The organism is Jilunia laotingensis, assembly GCF_014385165.1.
GTDB classification, from domain to species: domain Bacteria; phylum Bacteroidota; class Bacteroidia; order Bacteroidales; family Bacteroidaceae; genus Bacteroides; species Bacteroides laotingensis.
In genome coordinates this window covers 1,370,359-1,384,611 of sequence record NZ_JACRTF010000001.1, presented here as the reverse complement: position 1 = coordinate 1,384,611, position 14,253 = coordinate 1,370,359, and the positions used below count along the sequence as shown (strand labels likewise).

The window sequence follows — 14,253 nt, the reverse complement described above, 5'->3', positions numbered from 1 at the left end:
TTTATTTAATCTCGACTTTGCAAAAATATAATTCTTGAATAATAAAAACAAAAAAAAATATATGCTTTATAACATAGAAGAAGCTCGAATAAGAGGTCTATAAAAGTTAATATATTGGGATATATTATATGCTTGTGTCATATAATCAATGGGTTAATTGTGTATTTCTGAATTTGAAAAATTGATAGATTAATGCCTCAAAGTTGGGTGTATTTTGGATTGTTATTACATTGGAGTTACTCTATTCTTTTAATTTATAATCTTTATATGTAAACTTATATATAATAGTCGTTGAATTTCTTGAGAGATATAAGTGATTTACAGATGAATTGGTTGATGCTGAAGAAAAGATAGAATATAGAGATTTCGCTCCTAAAATTATAAATTTAGTAGTAGTGCAAAGTTCAGGTGCTGAAGCACTCGGCAATGATAGTAGGAGTTTCATAATTGTAGTATTTGAAGGATACATGGGGAAGCAAGTTCAATTTCACTTGTTTAAAATAATAAAAGTCTAGTCGGAATGTTCTGATGTAGTACGAAAAGATTAGAAGCCTTGGTTTATTTCATTTGCAAAGGTAAGGGAATGGATAGAAACGGTATTTTTACGACTAAATGACTGGTTTATGTTTTTTCTCCTTTCGTTTTGTTCCACGTGACACAGATACTATCTATAGGTTAGAAAATAACTATATATAAATATAGCGGATAATTTCAATCTACAGGTAGTATGATTACGATGGAAGTCCCTTTTGTATATGCCGGATCAATTGAAATTTCTCCTGATAAACGTTTAATAATGAGCTGACAGAGATAGAGGCCAAGTCCGTTGCCTGGTTTATAGGTGTCAAGCTTAGTAAACCGTTCGAATACTTCATCCCTTTTTTCTGGTGGGATACCACATCCGGTATCAGTAACTCTTATTTGTAATTTGCTTTGATCTTTATTGATACAAGCATGCAGAGTGATCTCGCCTGACTCGGTAAATTTATTGGAATTATTCAGTAAATGTTCTAAGACAAGCGCTAAATATTGTCTATTACAGGATATGATAATATCTTCTTCCGGCATATCGAGACGGGTAGTAATTTCCGGTTTGATATATTCGATAAGACGCCCCATCTCCTGATGGCAGATTGCTTTGATGTCCGTAGGTTCACACGGCAACTTTTCAACGGATACATTTAGATTGGACACTTCGAGCATGCTGTTTATCAGTGTCGTTAATTGTCGGGTGTTCTTTTGTATCTCTTCTGGGAAAGATTTACGCAATTCTTCATCAATGCTTTTGTCGAATATTAGATCGGAGAATCCTACGATGGAGTTCAGAGGAGTACGTATTTCATGGCAAATGGAGTTTACAAAAGCGGTTTTCATGTTTTCACTCTCTTCGGCTTTATTTTTCAGAATACGGAAAGTTGCCTTCATTACCCGTTCTTTCTTTAGGCTTTTATACAGGTAGATGGAGATAACAATACTAATGAAAAGGAGGATGGACAGATAAATTAATAGGGATCTTTTATTTTTAAGTTCCAATTGGGACTTTTCGTAGTTAAGTTTGTCTACACCATATTCTACTTGAAGGCGGCTGAGTTGTTCCCTGGATTTCTGTGTGTTAATGGAGTCATTCAGGCTATAAGCTTTCTGAAGAGCCATAAATGCTTTTTTGTAATCACCCATGACAGAATAGATTTGCAAATTGATATTGTAGAGGCTGGGTATATTATCCGGTGCGATTGTTGTTGCATATTTTATCAGGCTGTCATTCGCTTCGAGGGCTTTGGAACAATCGTTACACTGGAGATAGTAATTGTTTAATGCCAAAAAACAATTGTATTTGTCAAAAGCGTTATTCGATCCTTCGCTGAGGGAAATGATTTTTTGGAGGTATATAGGAACCTTTTCGGGATTGATTCCCCTCATGTTAGAGAGTATTGAAGTATAGCATTGAATATAAAAAGTATTGATATTATAAATAGGACGTTTTTTCTTTATCAGATTGTAGTAAGTGTTATACAATTCAATATTCTTTTCATTGAGTACAACAGATTTTTCTAATTTTCCTAATCTGGATAATACGCTGCTTAGTAATCCTGTCACAAGTCTTTTGATATGGTGACCTTCCTTATCGGGAAGAGATTCGGTTAATTTGGCTGCAGTTTTCAGATAAGGAAGCGCTTCTTTATTCCTGTCCAGTGACACTAATGCGCTTGAGATGGAATATGTGTTTTCTATTTCCGAATAAATATCCAGTTGTGTGTTTTTCCGGGATGAGTGTTTTTTAAGTTCATTATTGAATGCTTCGACATTGTCTCCTTGAGATATTCTGTAACCGAACTGGCGCATGTGTAAATAAGTAAGCCAGATTTTGGTATCGGTATCAGGATTCATCTTTTCGATCTGTCCTATATAATAAGATGCTGAGTCTGTCAAGTTGGCTTTAAGGGAAGCTGAAGCCAGTTCTCCCAATGCCTCGAGTAGATGCTTTTTGTTGGAACTTTTTTCAGCTTCTTTATACATCAGTTTAAGATAAGTTCTTTCTTGGGGAGTTTCAAAACTTATATCGGCTATATTGCGGTAAATATCATACCTCTCCTCTGCTTCCTTTTGATTCGGAAGCAGATGGAGCAGACTATCTATAGTGATATCTGTATTGCTGCCTGATGCAGCAAATAGGTTTATAAAACAATACAAGATTACAAGGATTGTTTGGCGCATATCCGATGTGTTTGATTGGCGTACAAATATATAGCTTTTTTATCATTAATGTGCTTCCAACCAATTTTTTCCCCATCCGCAGTCGGCTTTTAAGGGGACATGCATCCGGTAGGCATTTTCCATTTCTTCTATGACAATTTGTTCTACATACTCTTTTTCTGCTATGGGGACACTGAAATTCAATTCATCGTGTACTTGAAGTATCATCTTTGCCTTGAGTCCTTCCTTTTTGAAGCGTTCGTAGATGTGCGCCATAGCTACCTTAATAATATCAGCGGCACTCCCTTGGATCGGGGCGTTGATGGCATTTCGCTCGGCATACCCTCTTACTACGGCATTACGTGAATTGATGTCGGGCAAGAAGCGTTTCCGGTGGAATATGGTTTCGACATAGCCTTTTTCACGGGCTACTTTGATACTTTTATCCATGTAGGCTTTTACTTGCGGATAAGTCTCGAAGTAGCCGTCGATAAGCTCTTTCGCTTCTTTCCGGTCAACATTCATACGTTCGGCGAGCCCGAAGACTGAAATACCGTAAATAATCCCGAAATTGGCTGTCTTGGCTTTGCGGCGCATGTCGGAGTTTACATCTTTCAATTCGGACTTGTATACTTTTGCAGCTGTTGAGGCATGGATGTCATGTCCGCTAAGGAAGGCATCGATCATATTCTTATCTTCACTTAAATGTGCCATGATGCGTAATTCGATTTGCGAATAATCGGCGGAGAAAAAAAGACAACCTTCATCCGGTATGAATGCTTTGCGGATCTCTTTCCCGTTTTCGTCCCGGATAGGGATGTTTTGCAGGTTGGGATTGCTGGAACTCAATCGTCCGGTAGCGGTGACTGTTTGGTTGAATGATGTATGGACACGGCCTGTGCGGGGATTGATGAGCTGAGGCAGCGCATCGATGTAAGTGCCCAAAAGTTTCTTAAGCCCACGATGCTCAAGAATCTTTTCAACAACCGGATGCTTGTGACGGAGGCTTTCCAGTACTTCTTCGGAAGTGACATATTGCCCGGTCTTTGTCTTTTTGGCTTTTTCTATGATTTTCAGTTTATCGAATAGTACTTCGCCAACTTGTTTGGGTGAAGCGATATTAAACTCTTCTCCTGCCAGTTGGTAAATCTCCTTTTCAATGTTTTCCATTTGGGTGGTGAAATGGGCGGACGATTGTTTCAAGGCTTCCGTGTCTAAAAGTACACCATTGCTTTCGATGTTTACCAATACGGGGACGAGAGGCATTTCGATCTCATAGAACAATTTTTCCGCATCGTTCTTCTTGAGCTCTTTTTCCAGTACTTTTTTCAGTTTTAATGTAATGTCGGCATCTTCACATGCATAGCGGTAAACTTCTTTCGGATCGAGGTCACGCATGTTCTTCTGATTTTTTCCTTTGGGGCCAATGAGTGCTTCGATGGGAATGGTTTGATAGTGCAAGTAGATTTCTGCGAGGTAATCCATCCCGTGTCTGAGTTCCGGTTGGAGAACATAGTGTGCTACCATTGTATCGAAAAGAGGACCTTTTACCTCCACATCGTAATTATGGAGGACGATCATATCGTATTTGATATTCTGCCCGATCTTCATTGATTTTTTATTTTCAAATACCGGGCGGAACTGATTCACTATTTTTAACGCTTCTTCTCTGTCAGCGGGTACAGGTACATAATATCCTTGGTTTTCGGCAAAACTGAAACTCATTCCGACAAGTTCGGCTTCCATTGGTTCGGTTCCTGTGGTTTCTGTATCTAGCGCGAAACTTTCCGTTGTAAGTAACTTTTGAATAATTTCGTACCTTTTTTCTTCTGTATCAATAAGTTGGTAATCGCAACCGAGCGTTTCTAATGTCTCTAAATTCGTTTTTTTCTCTTCGCTCGTCCCTGCGGGTGCAAATTCTGCAAACAAATCGCCTTGAATGGGCATTTGAGAAACCGGATTTTCTTGGGCGAATAGCGGGCCGGCAGGAGAGGGGACGGGTTGACTCTCTTTTTTGAATATACGTTCCGTTAACGTGCGGAACTCTAATTCTTCGAAAATAGACCGGAGTGTGTTTTCTTCCGGTTGTTCGCGAACCAGTGCATCCATATTGAGTTCGATAGGAACGTCCGTTTTTATCGTGGCAAGGAATTTGGAGAAAATGATCATATCGCGGTTTGCCTCTACTTTTGTTTTCAACGCGCCTTTCAGCTGGTCGGTATGTTCAAGAAGGTTTTCAATACTTCCGAATTCGGCAATCAGTTTTTGGGCAGTTTTTTCTCCTACACCGGGGCAACCGGGGATGTTATCGGATGAATCACCCATCAATCCCAGCATGTCTATTACCTGGGCGGGGGATTGAATATCGAATTTGGCTTTGACCTGATCCACCCCCATGACTTCAAATTCTTTGTCGCCATATTTGGGGCGATACATGAAAACATGGTCTGTCACCAATTGACCGTAATCTTTGTCGGGTGTCATCATATAGGTGGTTATCCCCTGTTCACCGGCTTTGGTAGCCAATGTGCCGATCACATCGTCTGCCTCATATCCCGCAACTTCAAGGATGGGGATGCGGTAAGCACGGATGATGTCTTTTATGATAGGTACGGACAAACGAATAGCCTCTGGAGTTTCTTCGCGCTGGGCTTTATATTGTTCATAAGCTTCGTGACGGAAGGTGGGACCTGGTGGATCGAATGCTACTCCAATATGGGTCGGGTTTTCTTTTTTGAGTACATCTTCAAGAGTATTTACAAAGCCCAGTATGGCGGATGTATTGAATCCTTTCGAGTTAATACGGGGATTTTTGATGAAGGCATAGTATGCCCGGTATATGAGTGCGTAGGCATCTAAGAAGAAAAGTTTATTACTTTGGTCCATAATTACGATCTATTTATCTATTTTTTCATGGTAAAAGTACAAAAAAATACGGTATTAACCGTTTTATTATTACTTTTGTACGCAAATAGTGTTTCGTATGGATAGTTCGTCTCTCATAAAATCCCCTATATCTGCGGAACTGGAAGATTTCAAAAGTTTGTTTGATAGTTCTCTGTCCAGTTCGAATCTTTTGCTTAATAATGTGATTGCTCATATTCGGCAAAAGAACGGGAAGATGATGCGTCCTATTCTTGTGCTATTGGTTTCCCGTCTCTTTGGTGCTATCCAACCGGCAACTCTCCATGCGGCTGTTTCTTTAGAATTGCTTCATACTGCCAGTTTGGTACACGATGACGTAGTGGATGAGAGTACCGAACGCCGCGGTCAGCTTTCGGTCAATGCTATATTTAATAATAAGGTAGCAGTACTGGTAGGAGATTTTTTGCTGGCAACCAGCCTTGTACACGCAGGGAAGACAATGAACCATGCAATTATCGAAGTAATATCCTGTTTAGGTCAGGATTTGGCGGATGGAGAAATATTGCAACTTTCTAATGTGAGCAATCCCGAATATTCAGAAGCTATCTACTTCGATGTGATCCGTAAAAAGACTGCTGCTCTTTTTGCGGCTTGTACGAAGGCTGCTGCGCTATCTGTCGGTGCGGATAAAAATGAAATCGGAACAGCCTGTTTGTTAGGTGAATACATTGGTATGTGTTTTCAAATAAAAGATGATATTTTCGATTATTTCGATAGTAAAGTGATAGGTAAGCCTACTGGCAACGATATGCTAGAGGGTAAATTGACATTGCCTGCCTTATATGCACTAAATTCTACGAACGATGAGTGGGCAAAAAGCATAGCGGTAAGAGTGAAAGAGGGAACGGCCTCTCCTGATGAAATCGCTGGATTAATCGATTTTTCGAAGAAAAACGGTGGTATTGAATACGCAGAAAAGGTCATAAGGCAATATCAGGAGAAAGCGGTTGAGCTACTACGAACATTACCATATTCTAATGTAATTTCTGCTCTTGAGAGCTATATCAACTATGTCGTGGTTAGAGACAAATAGTCCTGTTTCCATGGGCTGCTTTCATCTTTTATAGCTATCAGTAAACATTCAATAACTTTATCTGTCTCTGCTGTTTCTTTACATTTCATAGGGATATTCAGTAAATCCTATAAAATTAGCCAACTAATTCATACTAAAAGTATTGCGAATTAGTTGGCTTTTTTGTATCTTTAGGTATTCCCCCTAAAATACGGTTTGCCGGCCAAAACGGGGGAAATATCCACACTAAGATATGGCGAAGATACAAAATATTTCAGAAATTCACCCTACTTTAGGGTTTCCAGAATTCGATATTCTGGAAAAATATCGTAAGAGTTTTCATGCGAGTGAACTTGGCAGTCTTCATTCCGTGTTTCCGTTCGAGAGTATAGCCAAAGAGACAGGCCTTTCACAATCCCGCTTGGGTCGCAGGAACAGTTTCAGTCCTTCCGCGAAGATAGCCCTTATGGTACTGAAGGCTTATACCGGATTCTCTGACAGGCTGCTGGTAGAACATCTTAACGGAAACATACATTATCAGCTGTTTTGCGGTATCATGATAGACCCGTCCTGCCCTATAACCAACTACAAGATAATCAGCGCTATCCGTAATGAGGTTGCATCCCGTCTTGACATCGACTCCCTTCAGAAGATTCTTGCCTCACACTGGAAGCCTTATCTTGAGAACCTTCACGTGTGTATGGCCGATGCCACATGCTATGAAAGTCATATGCGTTTCCCTACGGACATGAAGCTCCTTTGGGAAAGCATGGCTCTACCGGCATGTCTGCATGCATTGTGGGAAACTCGGCATAAGGCGTCCCCGTAACAAATACACAGATGTTGCAGCATCCTATCTGTCCTATTGTAAGAAAAGAAAGAGGAAGGCTTCGAGGACAAGAATGCTGAAGCGTCGCATGATCAGACTCCTGGAAAAACTCATCATGCAACGGGATGACATTCACAGAGAACACGGCTCTTTACTCAAATATACACAGGATTATCAGAAACGGCTTTCCATAATCAGCAAGGTCCTTGTACAGGAAAAGGAACTCTTTGAAGGCAGGAAGGTCAGTGACCGTATTGTCAGTATTGACCGTCATTACGTACACCCTATCGTAAGAGGTAAGGAAGTAAAATCTGTCGAGTTCGGTGCAAAGGTTAATAACATACAGATAGATGGAATCTCATTCATCGAGCACGTCTCTTTCAAGGCATTCAATGAGGGTATACGTCTGAAGGATTGTATCCATATGCATCAGAAACTGATGAATGTGAGGGTCAGATGTGTGGCCGCAGATTCCATATACGCCAATAATGCCAACAGGAAGTTCTGTACAAAATATGGGATATCAACCTCCTTTGTACGCAAGGGAAGAGCTGCAAAGGACGAGGCGGTGAGGAAGGTTCTCAGGAGTGAACTCTCGAGGGAAAGAGCCACCAGGCTTGAAGGCAGTTTCGGTACGCAAAAACAGCATTATTCGCTATCGAAAATCAAAGCACGGAACAGGAAAACAGAAATCCTGTGGATTTTCTTTGGGATACATACGGCAAACGCAATATTGATGATTGATAAAATCAAAAACGGACAGAAGAAAGCTGCATAGCATAAGTATAAAGAATCTGTTAGAAGAAGTCTCAGGCTTCTTCCGGAACATCATGCCCAAAAGGAGAAGATTTTAGGTCAGAGAGAAAAAATAGATAATAAAAATGGCATATGAGATGATATTAGTAAGTCATCTTCATATGCCATATTACTTTTAAAGACATTTACTGAATGTCCCTTCATAGCTTGGCCTATCAGATATCCTTTTCCTATCTCTTCCCAATTCCGGTAGTTTGTTCGGCATTGTTCTCCGGCAAACTTAATATGTTCCCATGCTGTGCTTTCATTGATATACCCTGCTTCGAATGCAATGCGTGTTAGATTGATGAGTTCGCCCATATCCCATGAAAGAATACCTCTTATTAAGTCGTTTTCATTGATGGAAACGATGTTTTTGTCATGTACATAATCTAGAAACTTACGTATATTATGTGCCCGGTTTACGAATAACTCTATTCCGAAAAAACGTTCACGCAATATCTTTTCTATTTCTTTTTTATCGTTTGAAGAGAGTAGGTAGGGTAGAAGAATGGAATAGGCCGTACGTTCTCCTTCTGTTTGAAGGAATTTTAGTGTCTCGGTAATGGTAGATTCCTGTTTGGGTTTAGTTACCCCTATAAGTATTTCATGAAGAGTGTCTTTATTGATGCCAGTACTGAGACTGTTGACAAAGAATCCCTTCCTCATTCCCGCTATAAGTCCGATAAATAAATCTTGTTTCTTAGATTTTGGAAGGTTGCAGTCTTCTAGGTTGCCATTGAATCTTAACGAAATGTTTTGTTGCTCCATACTCTTGTTTTTAAATTTTGTGTAACCGAAAAGCGTGAGAACTGTTGCTCTGTATCTTTCCTGGGGCTTCGGCAAGCCGTTATGATGATACAAGCAACAGTCTCACGCTCCATTCGATATATAACAAGAGTATATACGTGAAGGTGCGTGAGACCCGTTTGCCTATTACCTTTCATAACACGAATTTTGCCGAATTCCAGGAAAAAGATAATAAATGAAACGTTCTCTAATACAATGTATTAGCTCTCTCTCTTTGAGCTAATATTTTTGCAAAGATAATAAAAATGAGTTTTGCAGAGTAAGGAAGTTTAGTTTTTCTTAATTTTTGCTACAAAAATGGCGATTTCTGTTGATGAAATTATTTCTTAGCTGCTAATAATAAGTTGATTCTGTAACGGGTATTGCATTTCTTTATCTGGTTGAGAGATTGTTCTTTAGTTCTAACGAATTATACTATGTTTTTGCGGGAAATTAGTGGATAAGTTGGTTTCTCTTTAATTCATTTGATACTACTGGATACCTCTTCTTTTGGCTTAGTTGTACAAGAAAGGATTTTGTTCTAATGGGTTGGCACAAGAATACCTGTAGAATGTCACGCTTTTGCCAACGAATTGACAAGAGCGTGACAACGAATCGACACTAACTCGGTAATTTGGTTATGCTGAGCTGAACCCAAATTACTAAAGGGAAAAGTGGTATTTCCGAGTTTACTTCCTGCTTAATTTAGAAGAGAAGGTGACGGATTTTCCATTTAATAGAATCATTATTTTAGAAGAATTTGATTTCTTCTCCTCTGATTTCAGAAAGTAGTAAATTGGCTAATCTGCTGGTTCCCAATCGGAATAATTTATTGTTTAGCCATTCCTCTCCCAAAAGTTCTTTTACGATAGTATAGTATACAAGTGCATCATGAACGGTGTTGATACCACCAGCGGGCTTAAAACCGATTTTATTACCGGTTTTCTCATGATACTCTTTAATGGCTTCGCACATCACATAAGCAGCTTCTGGTGTTGCAGCAGGTTGTATTTTCCCGGTTGAGGTCTTGATGAAATCTGCGCCTGCATACATAGATAGGATAGAGGCCTTTTTGATGTTAGAGGCTGTTTTCAAAGCCCCTGTTTCAAGGATCACTTTCATATGGCATTCCTTACAAGTATCTTTCAGTTCTTGGATTTCGTCACACATCGTTTCATAGTCTCCGCTCAGGAATTTTCCAACAGAAATTACAATGTCTATTTCATTTGCGCCTTCCATTAATGCCATAGCCGTTTCTGCTATTTTTACTTCTATGAATGTTTGGGAAGAAGGAAATCCGGCTGAAACACAGGCGATATTGATTCCGTCCACATCAAGTGTGTTTTTGACTACTTCAGCAAAATTCGGGTAAACGCAAATAGCTGCTACATTCTTTAGGTCGGGGAATTCATCATCGAATTGGTTTACTTTCTCCGTAAACTTCATCACGCTTTCATCGCTGTCCGTACAGTTTAGAGTAGTAAGATCTATGCAGTTGAACAGAAATTTCTTTACTTCTTCCGTATTGTTTTCTGCTACTTTTTCTTCGATGATTTTATCTACTTTAGCTTGTATCTCGGCATCGTTCAGATTCGTGTTGTACTTAGCCAATGTGGCGTCATACTTGTTCAGATGGCTGTCATTCTGTTCCATTATCACTCAATTTGGGATTATTTATATGTCTTTGATTATCTCTTTTAGTCTTTTTCTCAAGGTTACGGACGAATGCCTCCGTTAGGTTTACTCCGGTTTGGTTAGCAAGGCAGAGCAGTACCCAAAGTACATCTGCCATTTCATCATCCAAGTTGTCTTTCTCGCCTTTTTTGAAAGATTGATCACCATATTTACGGGCCATTACGCGAGCTAGTTCACCTACTTCTTCGGTAAGAACTGCCATATTGGTGAGTTCGCTGAAATAGCGTACTCCATACTGTTTTATCCACAGGTCAACCTGCTTTTGGGCTTCTTCAAATGTCATTATTCTTTGTTTTTAGTATCTATGCATATAGTGACCGGACCATCGTTTAATAACTCCACTTTCATGTCGGCTCCGAATTCGCCTGTTCCAATTTCTTTTCCTAGTGAAGAACTCAATTTCCGGCAGAATTGTTCGTAGAGTGGGATGGAAATTTCGGGTTTGGCAGCTTTGATGTAAGAGGGACGATTCCCTTTTTTAGTCGATGCATGTAGCGTAAATTGACTGATAACTAGAATGTCTCCGTTAACATCAAGAATAGATTTATTCATCACTCCGTTTTCGTCATCGAAGATACGTAAATTGACTATTTTTTTGCATAGCCATTCAATGTCTTCTGATTCGTCGGTATCCTCTATGCCTATCAAAATCAGCATCCCTGGACCGATCGAAGATTTACAATTACCATTAATACAGACAGATGCATGACTGACTCGTTGTATTACTACTCTCATTTATTCTCTTCTTTACTAATGAATTAATTTTTTAGTTTAACGATTGATTGGGTAAATCATTCATTCAACTACTGCTTCTTTTAGAAAGGCAAATTTACGAAATTCGTTACAGAGTATGCTCTGCTTTGCAGAGTTTTCTGCGAAATCTTATGCTTTATTTACATGTATCTATTTCAATGCGTCTTTTATGAGCTTTCCTTTAGCTTCACCGGCAATGGCGCTTATTTCTTCCAAAGATGCTTCTTTGATCCGTTTTACACTTTTGAACTCTTTTAATAAAGCCGTTTTGGTCTTTTCTCCAATACCTTTTATCGTGTCAAGTGCAGACGTTATCTGCCGTTTACTGCGTTTGTCACGGTGGAATGTAATAGCAAACCGGTGGACTTCATTTTGTATCTGCTCTAATAACTTAAATAGGGGGCTATGTTGTTTTAGCCCGATGGTTTGGGGAGGGAAACCGAATAGTAATTCTGAAGTCCGATGCTTTCGGTCTTTGGCAAGACCAGCGATGGGGATATCCAGTTGAAGCTCTTCCATGACCTGGCGAACCACTTCCATTTGTCCTTTCCCTCCGTCGGTGATGATGAGGTCGGGTAGGGCAGTCTCTTCTTCTATGGCACGTTGGTAACGCCTTCTAACCACCTCTTTCATAGATGCATAATCATCCGGTCCTTCTACGGTTTTAATATTATATTTCCGGTAATCTTGCTTTGATGGCTTCGCTTTTTTGAAAACAACGCATGCTGCTACTGCATCAGAACCTTGAATGTTGGAATTGTCGAAGCACTCTATTTGCATCGGTAATTTGTCCAAATGTAGTTCTTGCTGGATTTCTTTCATTAGTCGCATGCTCCTTTGCTCGGGATTAAGCTTCTCTGCTTGTTTCAGCCGGTCGGCTTTGTATTGTTTTACATTAAGCATGGATAGTTCGAGTAGTTTCTTCTTATCTCCCCGTTGGGGAACGGTGAATACGACGTTATTTAATTCCATGTCGAGTTCAAACGGGATGATTATCTCACGTGAGAGACTTTTATATCGTTCTCTCATCTCGATGATGCCCAGTGTGAGTAGTTCTTCTTTGCTCTCATTCAGTTTCTTTTTGTATTCGAAAGTGAATGCTTGATTGATAGCCCCGTTAGTAATATGCAAATAATTGATAAATGCAGAGTTATTGTCGTCTTCTTCAATGGAAAAGACGTCGATATTATGTAGTACGGCACTGACCACTTCCGATTTGGAGCGGTAGTTTTCGATTAATATATATTTTTCTTTAACTTTCTGAGCTTCCTCAAATTTCATTTCAGCTGAAAGGTCTTGCATCTTCTGAAGTAACATTCGGCTTATTTCTTGGGTGTTCCCTTTTAAAATTTCCTTGATTTCATCAATGTTTTTAAGGTATTCTTCTTGAGATTGGAGGCCGATACATGGTCCAGCGCACTTCTTTATGTGATATTCAAGGCAAACATTGAATTTTCCTGCGCGTATGTTTTCGGGTGATAAATTTAAGTTGCAAGTGCGCAGCGGATAAAGATGTTTAATCAAGTCCAATACTCCATTCATAGAGGGGATATGGCTATAAGGACCGAAATAGGATGATCCGTTTCGGATGATTTTCCTAGTTTTGAATACTCTTGGGAAATATTCGTTTTGCACGCAAATAGAAGGATATGTTTTGTCGTCTTTAAGCAATACGTTGTAGCGTGGCTTATATTTCTTTATTAGGTTGTTTTCCAATAGTAGAGCGTCTTCTTCCGTATTGACCACGATATAGCGTATGTCGGCTATCTTGCTGACAAGCACCCTTGTCTTTCCCGGCTCATGCTCTTTGCTAAAATAGGAGTAGACCCTTCTTTTTAGGTTTTTGGCTTTTCCCACATATATGATTGTTCCTTCAGCATTCAAGTATTGATAAATGCCTGGTCTTTCCGGAAGGTTCGAAACGATTCCTTTTAAATATTCATTGGTATTTAATTCCTGATTTGTTTCCATCTATTAAAGGGTATGATGCGATTTGAACATATATTGTTTCGTAATGTTTGAATATTTGAAGCTGTTATGATAAAACGCGAATTCCACAGGTTACACAGCTCTTTTATCAATTTGTGTAGTTTGCGGATTCGCGTTTTGTGTCTGTCTTTTGTCTTTTTCAATGAAAGGCTTTATTCCTCTTTCAATTAAATTCTTTAAATGTTGATTCAGCGAAAACGATGTGGATGTCTTTGTCCCTGTCTGTGGGAGAATTTTAGAGTGACAAAACAGATTCTACTTCTACGTCATTTCCAAATACAGACCTTCCATTTAATTCTTTTAGTTCAATGATGAAGTTTACATATACCTTCTTTGGCCTTAATTTTTTCACAAGCTTGCATGCTGCTTCCATTGTTCCACCTGTAGCCAATAAGTCATCATGAAGTAAAATAATGTCGTTTTCATCGATAGCATCTTTATGGATTTGTACAGTGTCTTTTCCATATTCTTTGTCATAACTTTCTTCGATGGTTTCTGCTGGTAACTTTCCTGGCTTGCGAATGGGTACGAAACCTGCGTTTAGCCTTGTTGCGAGAATCGGTCCCATTATGAAACCCCTAGACTCAATACCTACTACTTTTGTAATACCTTTGTCTTTGTACATCTCATACATCGTATCCGATAATTCTTGCAACCTTTCAGCGTCCTTGAATAAGGTTGTTACATCGTAAAAGAGGATTCCGGGTATCGGGAAATCAGCTATTTCCCGAATGCTTTTAATAAGTGCTTCTTTGCTCATAATCATGGATTT

General features: G+C 39.4%; 9 protein-coding genes and 1 pseudogene. 2 read left to right on the top strand and 8 right to left on the bottom strand.

Annotated features, from left to right (window positions below):
- Window positions 1–711: 711 nt before the first annotated feature.
- Window positions 712–2,715: an ATP-binding protein gene (locus tag H8744_RS05365; protein WP_262433853.1), complete on the bottom strand. Its 2,004-nt coding sequence runs from the start codon at window positions 2,713–2,715 to the stop codon at window positions 712–714.
- Window positions 2,716–2,760: 45 nt separating this feature from the next.
- Window positions 2,761–5,580 (bottom strand): DNA polymerase I, encoded by a 2,820-nt coding sequence (gene polA / locus H8744_RS05360; protein WP_262433852.1) that lies wholly within the window; start codon window positions 5,578–5,580, stop codon window positions 2,761–2,763.
- A gap of 97 nt (window positions 5,581–5,677) precedes the next feature.
- Between polA and H8744_RS05355 the strand changes: the two genes are divergently transcribed.
- Both H8744_RS05355 and H8744_RS05350 read left to right on the top strand, forming a co-directional pair.
- The gene (locus H8744_RS05355) at window positions 5,678–6,652 is read left to right on the top strand and encodes a polyprenyl synthetase family protein (protein WP_262433851.1); all 975 of its coding nucleotides are present in this window, start codon (window positions 5,678–5,680) and stop codon (window positions 6,650–6,652) included.
- Window positions 6,653–6,884: 232 nt separating this feature from the next.
- Window positions 6,885–8,238, top strand: a pseudogene (locus H8744_RS05350) (transposase).
- A 77-nt stretch (window positions 8,239–8,315) separates the two neighbouring features.
- Here the strand turns inward: H8744_RS05350 and H8744_RS05345 are convergent.
- From H8744_RS05345 to H8744_RS05320, 6 genes are all read right to left on the bottom strand, one after another.
- Window positions 8,316–9,026 carry a DUF1266 domain-containing protein gene (locus H8744_RS05345; protein WP_262433850.1) on the bottom strand — a complete coding sequence of 237 codons (711 nt, stop codon included), beginning with the start codon at window positions 9,024–9,026 and terminating at the stop codon, window positions 8,316–8,318.
- Between the two features lie 768 nt (window positions 9,027–9,794).
- Window positions 9,795–10,697 (bottom strand): deoxyribose-phosphate aldolase, encoded by a 903-nt coding sequence (gene deoC / locus H8744_RS05340; protein ID WP_262433849.1) that lies wholly within the window; start codon window positions 10,695–10,697, stop codon window positions 9,795–9,797.
- Window positions 10,684–11,022, bottom strand: coding sequence for a nucleotide pyrophosphohydrolase (locus H8744_RS05335; protein ID WP_262433848.1), 339 nt, complete (start codon window positions 11,020–11,022; stop codon window positions 10,684–10,686). Before H8744_RS05335 ends, deoC begins: the two co-directional genes overlap by 14 nt.
- The gene (gene dtd / locus H8744_RS05330; RefSeq protein ID WP_262433847.1) at window positions 11,022–11,474 is read right to left on the bottom strand and encodes a D-aminoacyl-tRNA deacylase; all 453 of its coding nucleotides are present in this window, start codon (window positions 11,472–11,474) and stop codon (window positions 11,022–11,024) included. The genes H8744_RS05335 and dtd overlap by 1 nt, the downstream gene beginning before the upstream one ends.
- Window positions 11,475–11,642: 168 nt before the next feature.
- On the bottom strand, window positions 11,643–13,463 hold the full coding sequence (gene uvrC / locus H8744_RS05325; RefSeq protein WP_262433846.1) for an excinuclease ABC subunit UvrC: 1,821 nt from the start codon (window positions 13,461–13,463) through the stop codon (window positions 11,643–11,645).
- Window positions 13,464–13,716: 253 nt separating this feature from the next.
- A complete protein-coding gene (locus H8744_RS05320; RefSeq protein ID WP_305067341.1) occupies window positions 13,717–14,247 on the bottom strand; it encodes an adenine phosphoribosyltransferase in 531 nt (176 codons plus the stop codon).
- Between the last annotated feature and the right edge of the window lie 6 nt (window positions 14,248–14,253).

Excerpts from the sequence above, each read along its gene's own strand:
- deoC (WP_262433849.1), bottom strand. The coding sequence starts at position 10,697 with ATGGAACAGAATGACAGCCATCTGAACAAGTATGACGCCACATTGGCT.
- H8744_RS05355 (WP_262433851.1), top strand. The coding sequence starts at position 5,678 with ATGGATAGTTCGTCTCTCATAAAATCCCCTATATCTGCGGAACTGGAA.
- uvrC (WP_262433846.1), bottom strand. The coding sequence starts at position 13,463 with ATGGAAACAAATCAGGAATTAAATACCAATGAATATTTAAAAGGAATC.
- H8744_RS05345 (WP_262433850.1), bottom strand. The coding sequence starts at position 9,026 with ATGGAGCAACAAAACATTTCGTTAAGATTCAATGGCAACCTAGAAGAC.
- H8744_RS05335 (WP_262433848.1), bottom strand. The coding sequence starts at position 11,022 with ATGACATTTGAAGAAGCCCAAAAGCAGGTTGACCTGTGGATAAAACAG.
- polA (WP_262433852.1), bottom strand. The coding sequence starts at position 5,580 with ATGGACCAAAGTAATAAACTTTTCTTCTTAGATGCCTACGCACTCATA.
- H8744_RS05365 (WP_262433853.1), bottom strand. The coding sequence starts at position 2,715 with ATGCGCCAAACAATCCTTGTAATCTTGTATTGTTTTATAAACCTATTT.
- H8744_RS05320 (WP_305067341.1), bottom strand. The coding sequence starts at position 14,247 with ATGATTATGAGCAAAGAAGCACTTATTAAAAGCATTCGGGAAATAGCT.
- dtd (WP_262433847.1), bottom strand. The coding sequence starts at position 11,474 with ATGAGAGTAGTAATACAACGAGTCAGTCATGCATCTGTCTGTATTAAT.